This window comes from Pleomorphomonas oryzae DSM 16300, from assembly GCF_000422965.1.
GTDB lineage: Bacteria > Pseudomonadota > Alphaproteobacteria > Rhizobiales > Pleomorphomonadaceae > Pleomorphomonas > Pleomorphomonas oryzae.
Genome location: NZ_AUHB01000013.1, coordinates 26,978 through 47,825, shown reverse-complemented (window position 1 = coordinate 47,825; position 20,848 = coordinate 26,978). Strand labels below are relative to the sequence as shown.

General features: G+C 65.8%; 16 protein-coding genes. 12 read left to right on the top strand and 4 right to left on the bottom strand.

Features of this window, described 5'->3' with window-relative positions; all coding sequences use genetic code 11:
* The first annotated feature begins 862 nt into the window (after positions 1-862).
* A complete protein-coding gene (locus G522_RS29210; RefSeq protein ID WP_026792488.1) occupies positions 863-1,945 on the top strand; it encodes a porin in 1,083 nt (360 codons plus the stop codon).
* A gap of 61 nt (positions 1,946-2,006) precedes the next feature.
* On the opposite strand, the gene mgrA is transcribed toward G522_RS29210, so the two are convergent.
* The 3 genes from mgrA to G522_RS0119520 all read right to left on the bottom strand — a co-directional run bounded on the left by mgrA (position 2,007) and on the right by G522_RS0119520 (position 6,154).
* Positions 2,007-3,053, bottom strand: a complete 1,047-nt coding sequence (gene mgrA / locus G522_RS0119530; RefSeq protein WP_026792487.1) for an L-glyceraldehyde 3-phosphate reductase — start codon at positions 3,051-3,053, stop codon at positions 2,007-2,009.
* A 64-nt stretch (positions 3,054-3,117) separates the two neighbouring features.
* Positions 3,118-4,614: a DEAD/DEAH box helicase gene (locus G522_RS27750; RefSeq protein ID WP_084633297.1), complete on the bottom strand. Its 1,497-nt coding sequence runs from the start codon at positions 4,612-4,614 to the stop codon at positions 3,118-3,120.
* Positions 4,615-5,116: 502 nt separating this feature from the next.
* A complete protein-coding gene (locus tag G522_RS0119520; RefSeq protein ID WP_026792486.1) occupies positions 5,117-6,154 on the bottom strand; it encodes a LacI family DNA-binding transcriptional regulator in 1,038 nt (345 codons plus the stop codon).
* 153 nt (positions 6,155-6,307) lie between these two features.
* Here G522_RS0119520 and bglB point away from each other — a divergent pair, with 153 nt between their 5' ends.
* The 7 genes from bglB (at position 6,308) to G522_RS0119485 (ending at position 15,395) form a co-directional block, all read left to right on the top strand.
* Positions 6,308-7,396: a beta-galactosidase BglB gene (gene bglB, locus G522_RS0119515; protein ID WP_026792485.1), complete on the top strand. Its 1,089-nt coding sequence runs from the start codon at positions 6,308-6,310 to the stop codon at positions 7,394-7,396.
* Positions 7,396-8,232 (top strand): 5-dehydro-4-deoxy-D-glucuronate isomerase, encoded by an 837-nt coding sequence (gene kduI / locus G522_RS0119510; RefSeq protein ID WP_026792484.1) that lies wholly within the window; start codon positions 7,396-7,398, stop codon positions 8,230-8,232. The genes bglB and kduI overlap by 1 nt, the downstream gene beginning before the upstream one ends.
* Positions 8,229-10,757: a hypothetical protein gene (locus tag G522_RS0119505; RefSeq protein ID WP_036840119.1), complete on the top strand. Its 2,529-nt coding sequence runs from the start codon at positions 8,229-8,231 to the stop codon at positions 10,755-10,757. The genes kduI and G522_RS0119505 overlap by 4 nt, the downstream gene beginning before the upstream one ends.
* Before the next feature lie 76 nt (positions 10,758-10,833).
* On the top strand, positions 10,834-12,090 hold the full coding sequence (locus G522_RS0119500; RefSeq protein WP_026792482.1) for an ABC transporter substrate-binding protein: 1,257 nt from the start codon (positions 10,834-10,836) through the stop codon (positions 12,088-12,090).
* Between the two features lie 122 nt (positions 12,091-12,212).
* Entirely contained in the window at positions 12,213-13,250 is a 1,038-nt protein-coding gene (locus G522_RS0119495) for a carbohydrate ABC transporter permease (protein WP_036840117.1), read from the top strand.
* Entirely contained in the window at positions 13,250-14,302 is a 1,053-nt protein-coding gene (locus G522_RS0119490) for a carbohydrate ABC transporter permease (RefSeq protein WP_026792480.1), read from the top strand. The genes G522_RS0119495 and G522_RS0119490 overlap by 1 nt, the downstream gene beginning before the upstream one ends.
* Before the next feature lie 13 nt (positions 14,303-14,315).
* Positions 14,316-15,395 carry an ABC transporter ATP-binding protein gene (locus tag G522_RS0119485; RefSeq protein ID WP_026792479.1) on the top strand — a complete coding sequence of 360 codons (1,080 nt, stop codon included), beginning with the start codon at positions 14,316-14,318 and terminating at the stop codon, positions 15,393-15,395.
* 5 nt (positions 15,396-15,400) lie between these two features.
* Here G522_RS0119485 and G522_RS27745 read toward each other — a convergent pair whose 3' ends face one another.
* Entirely contained in the window at positions 15,401-15,859 is a 459-nt protein-coding gene (locus G522_RS27745) for a MarR family winged helix-turn-helix transcriptional regulator (protein ID WP_036840116.1), read from the bottom strand.
* Positions 15,860-16,042: 183 nt separating this feature from the next.
* Between G522_RS27745 and G522_RS0119475 the strand changes: the two genes are divergently transcribed.
* The 4 genes from G522_RS0119475 to G522_RS0119460 all read left to right on the top strand — a co-directional run bounded on the left by G522_RS0119475 (position 16,043) and on the right by G522_RS0119460 (position 20,693).
* A complete protein-coding gene (locus G522_RS0119475; RefSeq protein ID WP_026792478.1) occupies positions 16,043-16,465 on the top strand; it encodes an organic hydroperoxide resistance protein in 423 nt (140 codons plus the stop codon).
* A gap of 295 nt (positions 16,466-16,760) precedes the next feature.
* The gene (locus tag G522_RS0119470; RefSeq protein WP_026792477.1) at positions 16,761-17,696 is read left to right on the top strand and encodes a sugar kinase; all 936 of its coding nucleotides are present in this window, start codon (positions 16,761-16,763) and stop codon (positions 17,694-17,696) included.
* Positions 17,697-18,110: 414 nt separating this feature from the next.
* Positions 18,111-19,574 (top strand): siroheme synthase CysG, encoded by a 1,464-nt coding sequence (gene cysG / locus G522_RS27740; protein WP_051228875.1) that lies wholly within the window; start codon positions 18,111-18,113, stop codon positions 19,572-19,574.
* 72 nt (positions 19,575-19,646) lie between these two features.
* A complete protein-coding gene (locus G522_RS0119460) occupies positions 19,647-20,693 on the top strand; it encodes a succinylglutamate desuccinylase/aspartoacylase domain-containing protein (protein ID WP_026792476.1) in 1,047 nt (348 codons plus the stop codon).
* Positions 20,694-20,848 lie beyond the last annotated feature (155 nt).

The following is a 20,848-nucleotide window of genomic DNA, read 5'->3' as shown; positions in this document are numbered from 1 at the left end:
GCCCTCGCGAAAGCGGGGGGGGGGCGAGAGGGTGCCGAGGGATGTATTGGGCGCCGTTGATCCCGGTGCGCCCTGATGGATGCATGGCACCGGGGTTTCGGATTCCCGGATTTCGCTTTCCGAACCGATGGCCAAGCGGAACGATCTTCTCCGTTGTTACACCGCTGTCATATCGGCCTGCCAGAGATGGCGTCGGCCGATTCCGAACCTTGCATCGGCCGATCCGGCGCCTGGGTTGGGCGGGCCGTTGATGCCTCCGGCCTGCGGCTGAACCGGGCGAAGTTCGACGCGCTGCGCGATGCGTAGCTCATTTCGCGCCAGCACAAATCTACATAGATTTTACAGCTATGCTTGACGCCTCTCGCTGCGAGTGTGTTCGTTTCGCTCGCTCATGTAGGCGTATTTCCTGCGAGAATTCAGGTTTATGTCGGTCAGAAGACATATATTATTGATCGAACGGGTCCATCATGAGTCGTGTAGTTCTATATATTGTACGTAAAAACATACAGATTGTGAAATATTCACGAATTAGATCGGAGAATTCGCGAAATGGAGAATATTGTCTTTCATTAATCAGCTAATTTCTCCGGCTAAACGTCAATAGTTGCTTTTTTGCAACATGGACAATTTGACTCCAATTGTGACGGAAACTCGTGAATTATGACATTGCAGGTTATGCGTGGATCGCTAAACAGGCGGCCGTGGGTTCCGCCGAGGTGAAACCCGCCACCGCTTTCGGAAGGGTCGGGCTGGGGAGCCGGACGGCCGGGGTGCGGTCGTAAACGAAGCATTTTCACGATGGTCGCGGCCACGCTGCTCGCCGGCGGGGAAGGGCTTCGCTCACGATTTTTTGGAGATAAAGATGAACGTGAAAAGCATGCTGTTTGGTACCGCTGCCGGACTGATGGCCGCCTCCGGCGCCCTCGCCGCCGACCTGCCGGGCGACGCCGCTCCGGCCGCCGTTGACTATGTGAAGGTTTGCGATGCCTACGGCGCCGGCTTCTTCTACATCCCCGGCACCGAGACCTGCCTGCGCATCAAGGGCCGCGTTCGCGCCGGTGTCGCCTACAACAACTACGGCGGCGACCTTGCCGCTGCCCAGGGCAACAATGATAACGTCGCGCTGCGTGCCGACGCCCGCGTCGGCTTTGACGCCCGTTCGGCGTCCGACCTTGGCATGGTCCGGTCGTATTTCGAGTTCGGCCTCGACGACGCCACCAACAACATCCTGCTGATGCAGTCCTTCATCCAGGTTGGCTACGTGACGGTCGGCCGTCATGACGAAGTCGCCGACGGTGATGGCCTCTATGGCATCAACGACTCGACCTGGGCTCCCGGCGACTACACCGCCGTCGGCGCCAGCGTACTGGTCGACAAGCTGGCCGGCGGCTTCTACGTCGGTGCCGGCGTCTACAGCAACACCAAGAGCGTCAGCCGTCCGACCATCTGGTCGACCGGTCAGGAAGCCGGCTACCAGGCTTCGGGCATCGTCGGCATCACCGGCCAGTCCTGGGGCAGCTTCGACGTGTCGGGCGTCTATCGGACCTTCGACAAGGGCGACAACGACCTGTTCGGCGTCAAGGCCACGGCCAACCTGAAGCTCATCGACAATCTGTCGCTGCGCGCCTGGGCCGCCTACACCGACGGCGGCAAGGGCTCCTCGTCGTCGCTGACCAACATCGCCGGCTTCAAGGCCGACAACATCATCGACCTTGCGCTCGCTGCGTCCTATCAGGTGACCGATCCGATGGCCGTCTATGCCGGCGTCCGCTACCAGATCGTCGACGCGCCGGCCGGCGCCTCGGCTGACGACTTCCTCTACGGCAACCTCGGCGTCGACTATAAGCTCGCCGAAGGCCTCAACCTGCAGGGCGAAGTCGACTACGGCCGTCAGAACGACTGGAGCGACTTCACCGCCGTCACCCGCCTCGTTCGCGTGTGGTAATATCAATCCCTTCGGGGTTTGAGGGAAAGGCCCGGCTCGTCCGGGCCTTTTCTATATGGGCTTACCGCGACGGCCCGGTTCGCTCCGCCGAGGCGGCCCAGATGTTGACGTTGAGGTCGGGCGCGCGGGCATCGATCTCGGCCAGCTCGGTGGCGGAGAACTCCAGGTTCTTCAGGGCGCCGACGCAGTCGATCACCTGTTCCGGCCGGCTGGCGCCGATCAGCGCCGAGGTGACGCGGCCGCCGCGCAGCACCCAGGCAATGGCCATCTGGGCCAGCGTCTGGCCGCGCGCGCCGGCGATGTCGTTCAGCGCCCGGATGCGGGCGAGGTTGTCCTCGGTGAGGAAGGTGGGCTTCAGCGGGCCCTTGCGGGCGCCACGGCTGCCCTCGGGCACCTCGCCGCTCAGGTATTTATCGGTCAGCATGCCCTGGGCGAGCGGCGAGAAGGCGATGGAGCCGATGCCCAGATCGTCGAGCGTGTCGAGCAGCCCGTCTTCCTCCACCCAGCGGTTGATCATCGAATAGCTGGGCTGGTGGATGAGGCAGGGCGTGCCGAGCGCCTTCAGGATGGCGACAGCTTCGCGGGTGCGCTTGGAATTGTAGGAGGAGATGCCGACGTAGAGCGCCCGTCCCGAGCGGACGATATGGTCGAGCGCGCCCATGGTTTCCTCGAGCGGCGTCTCCGGATCGAAGCGGTGGGAATAGAAGATGTCGACATAGTCGAGACCCATCCGCTTCAGGCTCTGGTCGAGCGAGGCGATCAGGTATTTGCGGCTGCCCCATTCGCCATAGGGCCCGGGCCACATGCCGTAGCCGGCCTTGGTGGAGACGATCATCTCGTCGCGATAGGGGCGGAAGTCGCTGGCAACAAGCTTGCCGAAGGCCTCCTCGGCGGTGCCGGGCGGCGGGCCATAGTTGTTGGCGAGATCGAAGTGGGTGATGCCGAGATCGAAGGCGGTGCGGCAGATGGCGCGGCCGCGTTCGATGGGCGAGTTCTCGCCGAAGTTCTGCCAGAGGCCGAGAGAGATGGCCGGCAGCTTCAGGCCGGACCGCCCGACGCGGCGGTAAATCATGTCGTCGTAACGGCTTGGCTTAGCTTCATAGGCCATCGTGTCGCTCCCTCACTTGCTCCGATCTTATAGGACCGGAGCCAAGCGAGGGGCAACAAGGAGCTTAGCGGCCGTCGCGCTGGCCGCGACCTTCAGCCGGGCGGCGCTTCATGCCGTCGCGGCCACCGGCCAGGAAGCCGACGCGGCCGAGGCTCTCCTCGGAGGCGCCGGTATCGCGATGGACGGGGCGGTTGGAGGGCTTGGCCTGACCGGGCTTGGCGTGGGCGGCATGCGACGGCTTGGCAGCGCCCGGCTGGCGCGCCTTGGCGGCGGGCATGGCGTCACGCCGCTGCTGCTCGGCCGAAACCGGAGCCGGCGCGGGGCGGCGGTTGTTACGCGCGGCCTGGTTGCTGGAGCGGCTGCCCGGCTGCGGGCGCTTGCCGAACGAGCGCTCGCCGCGCTCGGACGAGTCGGCCTTCTCGCTGATGGCGATGGTGCCGCGACGATCCTCGGCCGGAATCTTCTGGCGGGTGATCTTCTCGATGTCCTTGAGATAAGGACGCTCATCATCGGCGCAGAAGGAGATGGCAACGCCCGAGGCGCCGGCGCGCGCGGTGCGGCCGATGCGGTGGACGTAGCTTTCCGGGATGTTCGGCAGGTCGAAGTTGATGACATGGCTGACGCCGGTGACATCGATGCCGCGGGCGGCGATGTCGGTGGCAACCAGGATCTGCGTCGAACCGGCCTTGAAGGCGGCCAGCGCCTTCTCGCGCTGGGCCTGGCTCTTGTTGCCGTGGATCGCGGCGGCGTCGACACCATCCTGGCCGAGCTGGCGGACGACGCGGTCGGCGCCGTGCTTGGTGCGGGTGAAGATCAGGGCGCGTTCGGGCTTTTCGGCGACGATGACGTCGAGCAGAAGGCGGCGCTTGGCGCCGGTCTCGACGTGGATCACCCGCTGCTCGACGCGCTCGACCGTCGTGGCGGCCGGAGCGACGGACACGGTGACCGGGTTGAACAGCATCTCGCCGGCCAGCTGGCCGATTTCCTTCGGCATGGTGGCCGAGAAGAACAGGCTCTGGCGCGCCTTGGGCAGTGTCTTGACGATGCGGCGCACCGGCTGGACGAAGCCCATGTCGAGCATCTGGTCGGCCTCGTCGAGCACGAAGATCTCGGTCGTTTCAAGGGAGACCATGCCGGCGGCCATGTGGTCCATCAGGCGGCCGGGGGTGGCGACGAGAATGTCGACGCCGCGCTTCAGGCGGTCTTCCTGCGGGCGATGGCCGACGCCGCCGAACACCACGGCGACCGACATGTGGTTCATGTAGCGCGCATAGAGCTTGAAGCTCTCGGCGATCTGGGTGGCCAGCTCGCGGGTCGGCGACAGGATGAGAGCGCGGACGCGGCGCGGGGCCGCCGGCTTGCCGGGGGCGAGGCGCTGCAGGATGGGCAGGGCGAAGGCCGCGGTCTTGCCGGTGCCGGTCTGGGCGATGCCGAGGAGGTCGCGACCCTTCAGAAGGTCGGGGATCGCCTGCGTTTGAATGGGGGTGGGGGTCTCATAACCCGCGTCGGTAAGGGCACGGTTCAGTGTATCGGCAAGGCCGAAGTCGGAAAAAGACGTCAAAGGGAAAACTGCTTTCAAAACCAAGCGTCATCGCCGGCGGAAAAGCCGGTGACGTTCGCGGGGAGCAACCGGCCCCGCGTGATCGGGCCAATTATCGTCAGGAGGAACGGCCAAAGATCGAAATCGATCCGCTCACGCGGCCGTAAAGTGAGGGCGGCATGCCACCCGTTGCTGTTCACATGAGGCTTTAGGCCCCAGAAGTCAAGGCAAACGAGCACATGAGAGCTATGCGGAGGGGGCGGGCGGTCCGGGGAGGGGGCGTCGCGACGGGAAGCTTGAGGTGAGAAAGGCTCTATATTCACCTCTTGCCTCTTTCGGCCTGAGGTCCAGCGCCTCTCGCGCATTAAGGCTCGGCAGTCTTGCGGGATGCCGGTTCGACATAGCGCACTCGCCGTTAAATTATTGAGACATATATAGGTAACAGTCACATAGCGTTGCACGCCCTTATCAAGCCGGCATCAACTCTGTTGGTCGCTGACAGGTCCGCCGAAAGCCAGCCTTCTCACGGCGCCCGCGCCACCGACTGTCGTTCGACGACGTGGCAGGCGAGTTCGAGGCGGCGGGCGGGGGTGCCGAAGCCGTCGATGGCGTCCAGCAGCAGGTCGAGCGCGGTGGCGCCGATTTCGCGCATGGGAATGTGAACGGTGGTCAGCGGCGGGCTGATGAAAGCCGACTGCGGCAGGTCGTCCATGCCGACCACCGACACGTCGTCCGGCACCCGCAGGCCCGCCCGCGTCAGTCCCATCATCGCGCCGATCGCCAGACTGTCGCCGGCGGTCAGCACGGCGGTGAAGTCGAGGCCGCGCTGGGCGATCCGGGTGGCGATCGCGTCGGCGGCAAGTTCCGGAAGCCAGTCGTCGACCTCCACCACCAGGTCGGCGTCGCAATCGAAGCCATGCTGCACCAGCGCGTCGCGCCAGCCCTCGAAGCGCCGCTCGATGGTCCGCCGTCCGCGCCGCATCAGGAACAGGACGCGGCGATGGCCGGCTTCGATCAGGTGCTCGGCGCCGGCGCGGGCGCCCGAGCGGTTGCAGGGCGTCACGCTCGATAGGCGCATCAGCGGGTCGTCGCCATTGACCAGCACCACCGGCTTGGCGAAGCCGCGCGCCAGCGACAGCATGTCCTCGTCATCGAGCGTCAGAAGCAGGAAGCCGGCGATGTCGTCGTCGGCCAGCGCCGCTTCGAGCGAGCCGATGGCGTGACGGGGATCGGCGATCGGCAGGGTAACAATCTCGACGCCGAGCGTCTGGGCGCGGGCGTTCAGCCCCTCCAGCACGTGATAGGTGAACTGGTTGCGCACGTAGTCGACCATGGCCACGCTGGAGGCGGCGAGCACGATCTTGCGCCCGGCGATCGAGGTGGGAACCGCGTAATTGAGGCTTTTCGCCACCTCGGCCACCTTGGCACGGATCTCGGGACGGACGCCCTTTTCGCCGGCCAGCGCCCGCGAGGCCGTGCTGAGCGATACGCCGCAGCGCTCGGCGATATCCTCGAGCCGCACCTTGCGGCTGGGCTTTCCCCGTTTGCCGATCTTGTTCATCTCGCCGGTCCCTATATCAGCGCCAAACTGCAAAAAATTTTCAGATTGCGCAAGTTTTTTCTCTGTGAGACGCTTTCATCAAGCCGCACGGGATGCCCCAAGACACAGGAGCTAGGGCACAGGAGGCGGCGGAGGAACGTTGGGAGGCGGGACATGATCCTCGACGGGCACGCGTTGCGTGAACGACTGACCTTGCTTGTCGATGGCATGACGAAGCTGCGCCATGACGGCCGCTTCAACGAGCCCAACCTCGACGGTACCGCTGGCGACTACATCAGCTTCCATTCCTGGGAATGGCCGCAGGGCATCGGGCTCTATGGCCTGGTCCGCCTCTGGCAGCACACTGGCGACGTCAAGCTGCGCGCCGTGATCGAAGGCTGGTACGAGGCCCGCCTCGCTGCTGGACTGCCGGCCCTCAACGTCAATACCACCGCCCCGATGCTGGCGCTGTCGCTCCTGTGGCGGCAGACCCGCGATCCGCGCTGGCAGCCTGTGATGGACGACTGGGCCAACCGGGTGCTGGACATGCCACGCACGTCGGAGCGAGGGCTGCCGCATATCGTCTCCGACAAAATCAACGACCAGGAGCTCTGGGACGACACGCTGGTGATGGTCGGGCTGTTCCTTGCCTCCTATGGCGAGGCCAGCGGCCGGCAGGATCTCGTCGACGAGGCCTGCCACCAGTTCCTGCTGCACACCCGCTATCTCGCCGATCCCCACTCCGGCCTGTGGTTCCACGGCTGGACCTTCGACGGCCGGCATAATTTCGCCCGCGCCCTCTGGGGCCGCGGCAACAGCTGGATCACCGTTGCCATCCTGGATCTCATCGAACTGGCGGATATTCCGGCGCCGGTGCGCACCTTCCTCCTGGGTGTGCTGGAAGCGCAGATATCCGCCCTTCTTCCTCTGCAGGCTCCCTCCGGTGCCTGGCACACGCTGCTCGACGATGCCACCTCCTACGAGGAGACGTCGGCGACGGCCGCCATCGGCTATGGCCTGATGAAGGCGGCGCGCCTTGGCATCGGCCCTGCCGGCTGCCGCGAGGCCGGCCTCAGGGCGCTCGCCCGCGTCATGGCTGATATCGGTCCCGATGGAACGGTGGCCAACGTGTCCTACGGCACGCGCATGGGCCACGACCTGCAATTCTACAAGGACATTCCCATCCAGCCCACCGGCTACGGGCAGGCGCTCGCCATTCTCTGCTTGGCCGAAGGGCTGCACCACGTGGGCATCGAGGAGTGATGAGCATGCGCGTGATCTACGGCGCGTCGCCGACCGACATCGCCGGCTTCGACACCAAACGCCTCAGGGCGGAATTCTTGGTGGAGAGTCTGTTCCGGCCGGGCGAGATCCACTTCGCCTATACCCATATCGATCGGCTGATCGTCGGCGCCGCCATGCCGACGACCGTGCCGCTGACCTTCGGCGATGGCACCGAGGTGGGCACGCCCCTGTTCTTCACCGCCCGCGAGATGGGCATCGCCAACCTCGGCGGGGCAGGCCGCGTGACGGTGGATGGCGCCACCTTTGCGCTCGGCAACCGCGATATCCTCTATGTTGGGCGCGGCGCCCGCGAGGTGACACTGGAAAGCGTCGACGGTGCCAAGCCGGCCCGCTTCTACATGAATTCGGTGCCGGCTGGCCGCGACATCCCGCACCGTCTGATCGCCCAGAGCGAGGCTAAGCCGCTCGACCTTGGCGATGCCGCGCGCTCCAATCAGCGACGCCTCCGGATGTATATCCACCCGGAGGTCGCGCCCTCCTGCCTGCTGTTGATGGGCATCACCGATCTCGCCCCCGGCAGCGTCTGGAACACCATGCCGCCGCACCTTCATGAACGGCGGATGGAGGCCTATTGCTATTTCGACCTCGCCCCCGAGGATCGGGTGATCCACCTGATGGGCCGGCCGGACGAGACGCGCAGCCTGATCGTTGCCGGCGGCGACGTCGTGCTGTCGCCGGCCTGGTCGATCCACATGGGCGCCGGCACCGGTCCCTATGCCTTCGTCTGGGGCATGACCGGCGAAAATCAGGCCTATACCGACGTGACCCCCGTTGCCGTGGCAGATCTCAAATGAACATCGCTGTGTCGTCCTCGCCCGCCCTCGATCACCTTCGCCGCCCGCTGGCATCGGGTGCGCCAATCACCTATTGGCAGCTCGGCGCCATCCAGGAAGCGCGCTACGACGTGCCGGATCAGCCCATGCAGGGCGAGATGGATCCGTTCTTCTTCCTGACCAAGCACAAGAACTTCATTCCACACGAATATCCCTGCCGCACCGCCTTCGGCCTCGAACGGCGCGGCAAGCGCCCGGCGATCACCACCGAGTTCCAGCTCGACCGGTTCTGGCTACCCTTCGGCTCGCCGCGCGTCGATCTCTCCGGCTTCTGGTTCCGCCCGATGGTGATCGGCACCTGGGCGCGCACGGCGATCTGGGCGGAGAGCGCCGGTGAGGCGCGGCTGCGCCTCGGCACCTGCGGCGGCGCCATCCTGTTCGTCAACGGGGAGGAAGTCGGCTTCATGGCCGACTACGTCCGTAATCTCGAGGTCAAGACGGAGTTCTCCGTCTCGCTGAAGGCCGGGCTCAACGACATCGCCATCTGGTTCGACGATCTCGCCGAACGCGACGCCCGCTATTTCTTCGAGCTCGACTATATCGCCGGCCCCAAGGCCGAGCAGGCGCTGCCGCTGCCGGTGAAGGCCGATGCGGCGGCTGAGCTGGAAGCGGCGCTCGACGGCATGCATTTCGAGCGACCCGTCTACAAGAACGAGGAGATCGCTCTGCTCATCCCCACGCCGCTGTCCTTTGCGGCGGACGCCTCGATCGTCATCGAAGGCGACTTCATGTCGCGCGAGGACAAGCCGCGCATAAAGACACGGCTCGAGGCCGGCGCCGGCCGTCTCGCGCTCGCCGGGGCGGAAACGCTGCCGGCGGACTTCCGCCACTTCCACGTCGCCCTCAGCGTCGGCGCCTTCACGGCAACGCGGGTGTTCGGTGTCGAGATCTGCCACACGGTTCGCCAAGGGGCGGCGCCGGCGACGCGTGAGGCGCGCATCGTGGAGGCTCTCGATGAGGTGTCGCTGCATGGCGAGGCGGACACGGTGACCGCGCTGGCGCGCCTCGCCTCGGGCCGGCCTGGCGCCGAGACCGACGCCATGATCCTCTCCTTCCTGCCGACCATCGAGGACTGTCACGACTGTGCCGACTTCGCCCTGGTGCCGCTTCTGTGGAGCCGGATCGTCTACGGCAAGGACATGGCGCCGGAGGTGCGGGCGCGGGTGGACCGGGCCATTCTCGCCTATCGCTACTGGATGGACGAGCCCGGCAACGATGTGCAGTGGTATTTCTCGGAAAATCACGCGCTGCTGTTCCACACCGCTGCCTATCTGGCCGGCGCGCTGCTGCCGGACGATCGCTTCGTGCGTTCCGGGCGTACGGGCCGGGAGCAGAGCGGCGTGGGCCTTGGCCGGGTGCGGGCCTGGCTCGATCATTTCGAGGAATGGGAAATGGCCGAGTTCAATTCGGCACCCTATTTCCCGATCGACCTCAAGGGGCTCACCACGCTCTACGCACTGGCGCCCGACGCCGACGTACGCGGCCGGGCCGGCAAGGCGATTGCCCGTCTCGTTACCGTCATCGCCCGGTCGGCCCATCATGGTGTACTGACCGGAGCTCAGGGGCGCTCCTACGAACACACGCTACGCGCCTCGTCGTCGCTGGAATTGTCGGGCGTCGCCCGGCTTCTCTGGGGCAGGGGCAACTACGGCCGCCGCGTGCATGCGCTGCCGCAACTGGCGCTCTGCCTGCGCGATCATGGCCTTGAGTTGCCGGAGCTCGCCGCCGTCGCCGACTTCACGTGGGAGGGCGCCCAGGAATGGGTGTTCGCCCAGGGCCAGAACCGCATGGCCAAGCTCTACCACTACAAGACGGCCGCCTTCGCCGTTGGCAGTGCTGCCCATTATCGCTGGGGCGAGTGGGGCTACCAGGAAACGGTGCTGCATCTGCGGCTCGGCGCCAATCCCGACGCCCAGATCTGGATCAACCATCCGGGCGAGGTGATTCATTCCGGCTATGGCCGTCCGTCCTACTGGGGCGGCTCGGGCGCGCTGCCGCGCCTCCATCACTATCGCGGCTTGGCCGTGATGATCTTCACCTGCGCCGAGGAACAGCCGGGCTTCACCCATTGCTGGTTCCCGCGTCTGGCCTTCGACCGCACGGAGGTCAAGGGCGATGTGGCGATGGCCGCCTGTGGCGACGGCCTCGTTCTCCTCAAGGGTCACGCGCCCTTCGAGGAGGTGGCGGAAGGGCCGACGGCCGGCAACGAGCTGCGCCTCCCCGGTCGCAAGGCCGTTTGGATCGTGCGGCTCGGCGAGGCGTCGCGTCATGCCTCGCCCGAGGACTTCATCAACACCTTTGCCGGCCTGACGCTCACGGAGGAAGAGGGCGGCACGCTGGTGATCGCCGATCCGGAATATGGCCGCGTGCGCCTGCATGCCGATGGCCGCATCGAAGCGGAGGGCCGCAGTGTCGACCCCGCCGACTGGACCGTGACGGGAGAGGCCACGCATCTGCCGTCGGGACCGCTGGCTCGGCCAAGCTGAAAGCAAGAGGCGGGTCCAATCGGAACCGCCGGTGGACGGCCTGGAGATCCGTCCATCTCAAAGGGGAGGAGAGACCATGAGGAAAGTCATACTTGCCGCGGCGGCCATGGGGCTGCTTACGTCCACCGCCTGGGCCGGCGACGTCCGGATCATGTGGTATTCCGATGGCGTCGAGGGACAGGTGTTTCACGACCTGATTGACCGCTTCATGAAGGCCAATCCGGACGTTCACGTCACCATCGACGACGTGGCCTACGGCACCGTCAAGGATCAGTTGCCGGTGCAGCTCGCCGGCGGCAACGGCCCGGATATCGCCCGCGTCACTGCGCTGAAGGCGCTGTCGCAATATTGGCTCGACATGACACCCTATCTCAAGGACGCTGATTTCTGGGTCAAGAACTATGGCGATCAGGCCGATTGGATGCGGCCGGATGGCTCCAAGGCCATCACCGGCTTCATGACGCAGATCACCCTGACCGGCGGCTTCGCCAACAAGACGCTGTTCGATCAGGCCGGCGTGCCGCTGCCGGACGCCAAGGCGACCTGGAGCGACTGGGTGGCCGCCGCCAAGAAGGTGGCCGACAATCAGAAGGTTCCCTATGCCATCGCGCTCGACCGCTCGGGTCATCGCCTGACCGGACCCGCCCTGTCCTACGGCGGCAACTACATGGACGCCGACGGCAAGCCGATGCCGATCGACGCGGCAACCAAGGCCTTCATCAGCGACTTCGTGAAGTGGAACAATGATGGCGCCGCCTCCAAGGACGTCTACGTCTCGGCGGCCGGCACCACCTATCGCGCGGCCTCCGAGGACTTCATCAACGGCCAGCTGGTCTATTACTATTCCGGCTCCTGGCAGATCCCGAACTTCGCCACCAAGATCGGCAATGCCTTCGACTGGGTGGCGACGGGCAGTCCCTGCGGCCCGGCCACCTGCACCGGCATGCCGGGCGGCGCCGGTCTGGTCGCCGTCAAGGCCACCAAGAACCCCGAGGACGTGGCCAAGGTGATGGACTATCTCGCCTCGACCCCGGTCGCCAAGGAGTTTGCCGAGCGCACGCTGTTCCTGCCGGCCAACAAGGAAGTGATCGCCGGCGGGCTCGACTTCAAGTCCGACGACCCGCAGGTGAAGGCGGCTCTGAAAGCCTTCGTCGCCGCATCGACCACCACGTCGCCGGTCGCCCTCAAGCTGCCGGGCTGGAAGTGGTCGGATACCTACTACGGTGCGCTGGTGACACGCGTCAGCCAGGCGGTGGCCGGCGAGCTTAGCCTCGATGACGCCTTCAAGCGCATCGATTCCGATGTCGCCGCCAAGGTCGCCGAGGCCAAGTAAGATACGAGACCACAGGCCGGCGTGCCGACCTCACGGATGAACCGTGCCGACCTCGGAAACCGGGCCGCACGTTCTCCGGCAGGCGCACGCCGGCTCCCTCGCAGCTTCCGGACGGATATCGCATGAGCAACCGACACCAGGGGAAAGACGCGCTGCCGGCCGGCTGGCTGGGCGGCCTGATGATGGTCCCGGTCAAGGCGGCCATGCAGGTGATCGACATGCCGCTCCGGGCCTGGCAGCGGCTCACCGGCCTCACCGGCATGGCCTCCTTCTTCCTGCTGCCCAACATGGCGGTGTTCGGCATCTTCGTGCTGGTGCCCTTCGTCATCAACTTCGTCTACTCGATGACCGGCGGCTCGGAGATCTTCCTCGATCAGCGCTTCTATGTCGGGGCGGCGCAATATCGCGATCTCCTCGACTGTCGCAGCTATGTCGATCCCAGCACCTGCGTGGAGGACGGTTTCTGGATTGCCACGCGCAATACGGCACTGTTCGTCGTGGTGCAGGTGGCACTGATGATCCTGACGGCGCTGATCACTGCCTTGGTGCTCAATCGGGAAATCGCCGGTCGCAGCTTCTGGCGCGCGGTGTTCTTCTTTCCGGTGCTGCTGTCGCCGGTGGTGGTCGGACTGATCTGGCGCTGGATCCTGCAGCGCCAGGGCTTGCTCAACCTGGTGCTCTACGACCTGTTCGGCTTCGAACCCTACAGCTGGCTGACCGATCGCAACGCCGCCTTTGTCGCAGCCGTAGGCGTCACCATCTGGGCGCGCGTCGGCTTCTTCGCGCTGATCCTGCTGGCCGGCCTGCAAGCCATTCCCAAGGATCTCTATGAAGCCGCCGAGATGGACGGCACGCGGCGGACACGGGTGTTCTTCCGCATCACCCTGCCGCTCCTGATGCCCAATCTCATTGTGGTGCTGGTGCTCGGGCTGATCCGCTCGGTGCAGGTGTTCGACGAGGCCTATGTGCTGACCGGCGGCGGCCCCGGCACCAGCACCATGTATCTCACCCAATACATCTACGAGAAGGGCTTCGCCTCCGACCTGCGCGATCCCGGCCTTGCCGCCGCCGCCTCGATCCTGATGGGCGCCGTGCTGGTGGTGCTGACGCTGGCGCAGATGGCGGCCTCCCGCCGCAAAGAGAAGCAAGGAGAGCGATGATGGGTCATGTTCTCGCCTTCCTGACGCGCCGGCGCGGCGGCGACCGCTGGCACTGGACCGACATCGTCACCTGGGTCTGGCTGATCGGCGGCCTTCTGGTGATGTTCGGACCGGCGGTCTGGCTGGTTCTGTCGTCCTTCAAGACCCCGGCGGCGCTTGCCGATTTCCCACCGACGCTGCTGCCCTATGTGACGGAGGAGGTGAGTGTTGCCGGCTACGACCGCCCGCTGCCGCTCTACGAGGTGAAGCAGGCCGACGGGAAAACCGTCATCCTCGCCGAGGTCAGGCGCATCGGCATCATCGCCCAGATGGTCGATCCCAAGGTGCCGGGAGCCATCGTCAAGGTCAACATCGCCGACCGCAAGCCGGTGGAGAAGGTGTCCTTTGCCACCTCCAACTATACCGAGCCCTTCGTCCATTTCGACTTTCTTCGCTTCCTGTGGAACTCGGTGTTCGTGACGGTGATGGCCACCGCGGTCACCTTGCTCATCAACTCCATGGCGGCCTTTGCGCTCGCCAAATACAAGTTCCGCGGCCAGTCGCTGATCCTGATCGTCATCGTCGGCACGCTGATGGTGCCGCTCGGGGTGATCATGGTGCCACTCTATTCGATGATCTCGGCGCTCGGCCTGTTCAACTCGCTGTGGGGCGTGATCTGGCCGACGGTGGCGACGCCGACCGGCGTGTTCCTGCTGCGCCAGTATATGCTGACCATTCCCGACGAGCTGATCGATGCCGCCCGCATGGACAAGGCGTCGGAATGGCAGATTTACTGGCGCATCGTGCTGCCGCTCGCCGCGCCGGCGCTGGCGGTGCTCGCCATCTTCTCGGTGGTCTGGCGCTGGAACGACTTCCTGTGGCCGCTGATCGTGCTCAACCAATCGCAGCTCTACACGCTGCAGGTCGGCCTCAACGTCTATGCCGGCCAGCTCAACGTGCAATGGCACTACATCCTGGCGATGACGGTGGTCACCATGATCCCGGTGGTGCTGGTCTTCGTCTTCCTGCAGCGGTTCATCACGCGCGGCATCGCCACATCCGGACTGAAATGAGGGAACACGTCACATGAGCCGGATCACGCTCGAAAAAGTCTGCAAGTCATTCGGCGCTTACGGCGTACTGCACGACATCGACCTCGACATCGAGGATGGCGAGTTCGTCGTCTTCGTCGGCCCGTCCGGCTGCGGCAAGTCGACGCTGTTGCGCCAGATCGCCGGGCTCGACCGCCCGACCAGCGGTGACATCCGCATCGACGGCAAGCTGGTCAACAGCGTGCCGGCGGCCGATCGCGGCCTCGCCATGGTGTTTCAGTCCTATGCGCTCTATCCGCATATGAGCGTTCGGCAGAACCTGGCCTTCGGCCTGGAGAACGCCCGCATGCCGCGCGCCGAGATCGACAAGCGGATCGCCGAAGCGGCGCGCATGCTGGAGATCGGCGACTATCTCGGCCGGCGTCCCGGCCAGTTGTCGGGCGGCCAGCGCCAGCGCGTCGCCATCGGCCGGGCCATCGTGCGCAATCCCACCGCCTTCCTGCTCGATGAGCCGCTCAGCAATCTCGACGCCGAACTGCGCATCTCCATGCGCGCCGAGCTGTCGGCCCTGCACGACCGGCTCAAGACCACCATGATCTATGTGACGCACGACCAGATCGAGGCGATGACGCTGGCGAGCCGCATCGTCGTGCTGCGCAAGGGGCGCGTCGAGCAGGTGGGCACCCCGCTCGACCTCTACAATCGGCCGGCCAACCGCTTCGTTGCCGGCTTCATCGGCGCGCCCAGCATGAATTTCGTCAAGGGAACCGTGGTCGAGGTGGGGGAGGTGGCGGCGTCGGTGTCGCTGATGGGGACGACGGTGGCGTTGCCGCGCCCGGCGGCGGGCGCCGTGGCGGGGCAGGCCGTCAGCATCGGGCTGCGGCCGCAGCATATTTCGCTGGCCGGCGACAGTGAGGCTGGCGTGCCGGTAGAGGTGGCGCTGGTCGAAGCCTTGGGCTCTGAAACGGTGATCCATAGCCGCACCGCCACCGGCGAGCGCCTGCAGGCGGTGCTGGCCGGCCAGCACGCTTTGCGGACCGGCGAAAGCGTGCGTCTCTCCTTCGCGCCGGATGATCTGCATCTGTTCGACGAGGCGGGCCTAAGGCTCGCCTGAGGGGCTCAGTCCTCCGGCTCGCCCACGGCGCAACCGGCGTCGGCGAGGCGATCGCGGAGGGTGAGGAGGTGTTCGCGCAGTTCGGCGATCTCGCCCCATTCGGCGCCCATGGCGCAGCCGAGCGCGACCGGCACCTCGGCCGCCTTTTCCGACAGCGCCCGCCCCTCGTCGGTAAGGTGGATGATCACCTGCCGCTCGTCCTGGCGGCCGCGCCGACGCGTGAGGTAGCCGATCGTCTCCAGCCGCTTCAGCAGCGGCGTCAGCGTGCCGGAGTCGAGCTTCAGCCGTTCGCCGATCTCCTTCACCGTCTGCCCGTCAGCCTCCCACAAGACCAGCATGACAAGATACTGCGGGTAGGTGAGGCCGAGCGGCTCCAAGAGAGGCCGGTAGGCGCGATTAAGGGCATGGGTGAAGGAATAGGCGGCAAAGCAGAGCTGGTCGGAGAGCTTGGGGGCGCTGGTCATTTCGGTCCGAGGTTGGAACTTTTTATGGCTTTCGGCGTTGTCCCGCCGAGTTCGGGGGTCACTATACGGTGCAAGTCACGTTTTCTCAGCGGAAAACGCTTGAGTTCACGGAATTGTGAATTGCTCGTAATTAAATTGCGCGCAATTAATGTGGGCATCGGAACACAAACAGGCGAGGAAGCCATGAACGTTCTCTATACTGCCCATGCCCACACGATCGGCGGCCGTACCGGTCATTCGGAGACCAGCGACGGTCGTCTGAAGATCGATCTGTCGACGCCGAAGGAATTGGGTGGCGACAGCGGGCAGGGCACCAACCCGGAGCAGCTGTTCGCCGCCGGCTATTCGGCCTGCTTCATGGGTGCGCTGAAGTTCGTGGCCTCCAAGGAAAAGGTGACCATTCCCGCCGACGCGTCGATCGATGCCAGCATCGGCATCGGCCCGCGTGACGATGGCGCCGGCTTCGGCATCACCGCCAAGCTGGAGATCAAGGTACCGGGTCTCGATCGCGCCGTGGTCGAGGATCTGGTCAAGAAGGCCGACGTGGTCTGCCCCTACAGCCATGCGACGCGTGGCAACATCGAGAAAACCCTGGTCGTGCTCTGAGGCGGGTTGCCCCTCCCCCCGTCCCCGCCTAACGGCCGACCATCGACGCGCCGGGTCCCCCACCCGGCGCGTCGCCATTTTTAGCAATGCCTTCGCCGAGATCGTCATGCGTCCTGACGGACGCAAGGTGAAGATCTCGTTCTTTGTTATCGCATCGGATTTTCCGAAAACCGGATGCCACTTTTCGGTTCGATGCTCCTAACGGACTGTTCAATGCCTTGCATCCGTCAGGTTGCGACCTTGATCGCCTCCTGAGGCCAGCATAGGTTTGCCGTCCATTTTGGGGGAGGAAACGATGGCGGCACGCTTTGCCAGCATTGGCGAATGCATGGTCGAACTGGCGCCGCTGGAGAGCGGCCTCTATCGGCGTGGCTTTGCCGGCGATACGCTCAACACCGCCTGGTATCTCAGGGCGCTTCTCGATCGCCAGCACGCACTGGTCAAATACGTGACCGGCGTCGGTACCGATGCCCTGTCCGACGAGATGATCCGCTTCATTACCGGTGCCGGCATCGACGCCTCGGCCGTCGAACGGATCGCCGATCGCACCGTCGGCCTCTATCTCATCACCCTCAATGGCGCCGAACGCTCGTTCACCTACTGGCGCAACGACTCCGCCGCCAAGCTCTTGGCCTCGGTCGGCGCCCGCCTCGACGCGGCGCTTGCCGATGTCGACGTGGCCTATTTCTCCGGCATCACCCTGGCCATCCTGTCATCAGAGCATCGGCGCACGCTATTCATGTCGCTGGCCAAGGTGCGGGCACGCGGCGGCCAGGTGGTATTCGACCCCAACCTCCGGCCGCGCCTCTGGCCCGACAAGGCGACCATGGCGGCGGCGGTCATCGAGGGCTACCGCGCGGCCACCATTGCGCTGCCGACCTCGCCCGACGATGCCGAACTCTATGGCGATGCCGACGCGGTGGGCACGGCCGATCGCATCTCGGCGCTGGGCGTCGAGGAGATCATCGTCAAGGCCGGTGCCGACCCGACGCTGGTCAGGGCGGGCGGCCTCGATGCCTGGGTGGCGGCCGAGCGCGTCGATCACCCGGTGGATACCACCGGCGCCGGCGACAGCTTCAACGCCGGCTATCTTGTGGCTCGCCTTGCCGGCGGCCGTTCGCCGGCCGAGGCCGTGCGGCATGGCCACCTGGTCGCCTCGCGGGTGATCCAGGCACGCGGGGCGCTGATCGACATGGATCTGGTGGCCGATCTCGCCATGGGTGCTGGCTGACCGATAGGCAGATGCCGCCGAATTAGGCGGTGCCTGCGGCGCGCGGCCGTCGTTCGCACGGGAATGGCTCATTCCACGGCTGGCACGCTTCCTGCTTTTTATGGACCCGAGTGGGCCGAGCACGGCGCACCTTCCAAGGGAACCGGCCCAGCAACGAGGCCAAAACGCACCATCGTCGTCGGCAGTGTCGCCTTTCGAGGCGCCAACTGCCGGCGACGAACTCCCCAAGGCAACGGCGCCGGGGATCGAGGTTCGTTTGGCAGGCCGAGAAAAACCTGATTGTCGATCCCAGTATTCGGGCAACGATAATCCGGTTATGGACGGAGAATGGCACGGCGGTTCTTCTGCCGTGGCTCCGCCAATGAGATAGTCTAGGGCAACGAGGCCCACCAAACCCTCACCAGGAGACCTGAGATGACTGAGCGCGACGCACGCGCCCCGCTCCGCACCTTTCCGGCCCGCATGCAGCCGCTCGCTCGGCTGCCGCTGTTCGTCGATCTGACGGGACGGCGCGTGGTGGTGGCTGGTGGCTCGGAGGCGGTGGCTTGGAAGGCAGAGCTGTTCTCGGCGGCCGGCGGTGACGTGCAGGTGTTCGCCGAGACGCCGGACGTGGAACTTCTCGCCGTGATCGAACGCGGCACGCCACCGGGCAAGCTGACGCTCAACCGGCGCCGCTGGGTCGAGGGCGACCTTGCCGGCAGCGCGCTGGTCGTGCTCGACAGCGAGGAGGGCGAGGAGATTGCCGCTTTCCAGGCGGCCGGCCACGCCGCCGGGGCGCTGGTCAACGTCATCGACAAGCCCGATGCCTGCGACGTGCTGTTCGGCTCCATCGTCAACCGCTCGCCGGTGGTGATCGGCATCTCCACCGACGGCGCCGCCCCGGTGGTCGGGCAGGCGATCCGCCGCCGCATCGAAACCCTGCTGCCGCCGGCCGTCGCCGCCTGGGGCGCGCTGGCCGCCCGCATCCGCGATGCCGTCACCTCCCGCCTGGCGCCCGGTGCGGCACGCCGCAATTTCTGGGAGCGCTTCGCCGAGCGAGCCTTCGGGCCGGCGCCGGAGGAGGGCGACACCGCCCGCCTGATCGCCGAGGCGGAAGGCGCCGCGCATGCCGACGAACAGCCGGGCAAGGTGATCCTGGTAGGTGCCGGTCCCGGCGAGCCGGAACTCCTGACGCTCAAGGCGGTGCGGGCGCTGCAATCGGCCGACGTGGTGCTCTACGACGATCTCGTGTCGCCGGACGTGCTGGAACTCGCCCGTCGTGAGGCACGGCGCGTCATGGTGGGAAAACGCGGCGGCAAGGCCTCCTGCAAGCAGGACGACATTAACGACCTGATGGTCGAGCTGGCGCGGGCCGGCGAGCGCGTGGTGCGGCTCAAGGCCGGCGACCCCATGGTATTCGGCCGGGCCGGCGAGGAAATCGAGCGGCTGATCGCCGAAGGTGTCCCCGTCGAGGTGGTGCCGGGCATTTCGGCCGGCATCGCGCTGGCAGCGGCGCTCGGCGCCTCGCTCACGCATCGCGACGCCGCCCATTCGCTGCGCTTCGTTACCGGCCACGCCAAGAGCGGCGAGCTCGACGAGGGGCTGGATTGGCGCGGCCTTGCCGACCCCGACACGACGCTGGTGGTCTACATGGGCGGCCGCACCGCCGGCCAGCTGGCTGACCGGCTGATCGGCGAGGGGCTTTCGAAGGAGACGCCGGTGGTGTTCGGCTTCGGCGTCGGTCAGCGCGGCCAGCGGCTGGAACGCCACCGCCTTGCCGATCTCAAGGCGCTCGGCTCGGTGCCCACCGACCAGCCGCTGGTGATCGGCATCGGCAAGGTGTTCGCGGCGGGAACGCTGGCGGTTTCTGCGTCGGCCGAGACTGTCAGCGCTTCTTGAACCATTGTTTTTCATGGCCTTGCCGCCGTTCAAGGTGTTAGGAACTCCACCTAAGCTTTATGGACGGACGGCATGGACAAGACGATAGAGACCATTCCCGGCGACATGCCGGGCCTCAGCTATTCCCTGACGGTGCTGCATTTTACCGGCACCGACCCCACCGCGCCCAAGGCCTATCTGCAGGCGGCGCTGCACGGCAACGAGCTGCCGGGCGTCGCGGCGCTGCATGTGCTGATCCCCATGCTCAGGGATGCCGAGGCCGAGGGACGGCTGAAGGGTTCCGTCACCGTCGTCCCCTTCGCCAACCCCATCGGTCTCAACCAGTTCCAGTGGGACGACCATCAGGGCCGCTTCTTCTACGGCAACCGCACCAACTTCAACCGCGCCTTCGCGCTGATCGACCGGCCCGATCCGTCGCTCCTCGCCATACCGGACACTGCCTCCTGCGATCGTCGCCTCAAGGCAACGCTGCAGACGCTGGCGCTCGACGCCGATCTGGTGCTCGATCTCCACTGCGACAACGAGGGACCGAACTATCTCTACATGCCCGCGGAGCTCTGGCCGCACAGCGCCGATCTCGCCGCCGCGCTCGACTGCGGCGCCGTGCTGACCTTCGAGGGTGGCACCGATGCCTCGTTCGACGAGGCAGCTTTCCGGCCGCATCTTGCGTCCGGCAATTTCGAGCGTCGCGTGGTGGCGACGGTGGAGCTGAAGGGCATCCATGATGTCGGGCCGGAGACGGCCCAGAAGGACGGCGAGGGGATCTATCGCTTCCTGGTCGGCCGCGGCGTGATCACTGACGCGGCGGCGACGCCGGTCGGGCCGTTCACCGGCAAGGGCGTGCCGCAGTCCTATGTCGAAATGGTGCGCGCGCCAGTCGGTGGCATGGCCTTCTTCCACGTGAAGCCGGGCGACGTGGTCAGGGCCGGGCAGCTCGTTGCCGAGCTGATCCCGGTGCCGGGCGATGCCTCGGCCGTGGTGCCGGTGCATGCCGTGGCGCCGGGCCTGGTGCTGACCCGCGTGCTCGCCCGTGCCATCCGCATCGGCGACGATCTCGTCAAGATCGTGGGCGACAAGCGCTCGGTGACGGCGAAAGACGGCGGCGCGCTGGAGAGCTAAGGGCGCCTGATATTGGCCCCTCGCGTTCTCGTCCTGAGGTCCTCGCTTTCGCAAGGATGACAGCATTATATATAAGGATGACAATTGGTTAGGTGAGGGGCCTCTTTCATCCTACTGTCATCCGCAACGCTTGCCGCTCATGCGGCATCAAGCTG

Excerpts from the sequence above, each read along its gene's own strand:
- G522_RS29210 (WP_026792488.1), top strand. The coding sequence starts at position 863 with ATGAACGTGAAAAGCATGCTGTTTGGTACCGCTGCCGGACTGATGGCC.
- mgrA (WP_026792487.1), bottom strand. The coding sequence starts at position 3,053 with ATGGCCTATGAAGCTAAGCCAAGCCGTTACGACGACATGATTTACCGC.
- G522_RS0119520 (WP_026792486.1), bottom strand. The coding sequence starts at position 6,154 with ATGAACAAGATCGGCAAACGGGGAAAGCCCAGCCGCAAGGTGCGGCTC.
- bglB (WP_026792485.1), top strand. The coding sequence starts at position 6,308 with ATGATCCTCGACGGGCACGCGTTGCGTGAACGACTGACCTTGCTTGTC.
- kduI (WP_026792484.1), top strand. The coding sequence starts at position 7,396 with ATGAGCATGCGCGTGATCTACGGCGCGTCGCCGACCGACATCGCCGGC.
- G522_RS0119505 (WP_036840119.1), top strand. The coding sequence starts at position 8,229 with ATGAACATCGCTGTGTCGTCCTCGCCCGCCCTCGATCACCTTCGCCGC.
- G522_RS0119500 (WP_026792482.1), top strand. The coding sequence starts at position 10,834 with ATGAGGAAAGTCATACTTGCCGCGGCGGCCATGGGGCTGCTTACGTCC.
- G522_RS0119495 (WP_036840117.1), top strand. The coding sequence starts at position 12,213 with ATGAGCAACCGACACCAGGGGAAAGACGCGCTGCCGGCCGGCTGGCTG.
- G522_RS0119490 (WP_026792480.1), top strand. The coding sequence starts at position 13,250 with ATGGGTCATGTTCTCGCCTTCCTGACGCGCCGGCGCGGCGGCGACCGC.
- G522_RS0119485 (WP_026792479.1), top strand. The coding sequence starts at position 14,316 with ATGAGCCGGATCACGCTCGAAAAAGTCTGCAAGTCATTCGGCGCTTAC.
- G522_RS27745 (WP_036840116.1), bottom strand. The coding sequence starts at position 15,859 with ATGACCAGCGCCCCCAAGCTCTCCGACCAGCTCTGCTTTGCCGCCTAT.
- G522_RS0119475 (WP_026792478.1), top strand. The coding sequence starts at position 16,043 with ATGAACGTTCTCTATACTGCCCATGCCCACACGATCGGCGGCCGTACC.
- G522_RS0119470 (WP_026792477.1), top strand. The coding sequence starts at position 16,761 with ATGGCGGCACGCTTTGCCAGCATTGGCGAATGCATGGTCGAACTGGCG.
- cysG (WP_051228875.1), top strand. The coding sequence starts at position 18,111 with ATGACTGAGCGCGACGCACGCGCCCCGCTCCGCACCTTTCCGGCCCGC.
- G522_RS0119460 (WP_026792476.1), top strand. The coding sequence starts at position 19,647 with ATGGACAAGACGATAGAGACCATTCCCGGCGACATGCCGGGCCTCAGC.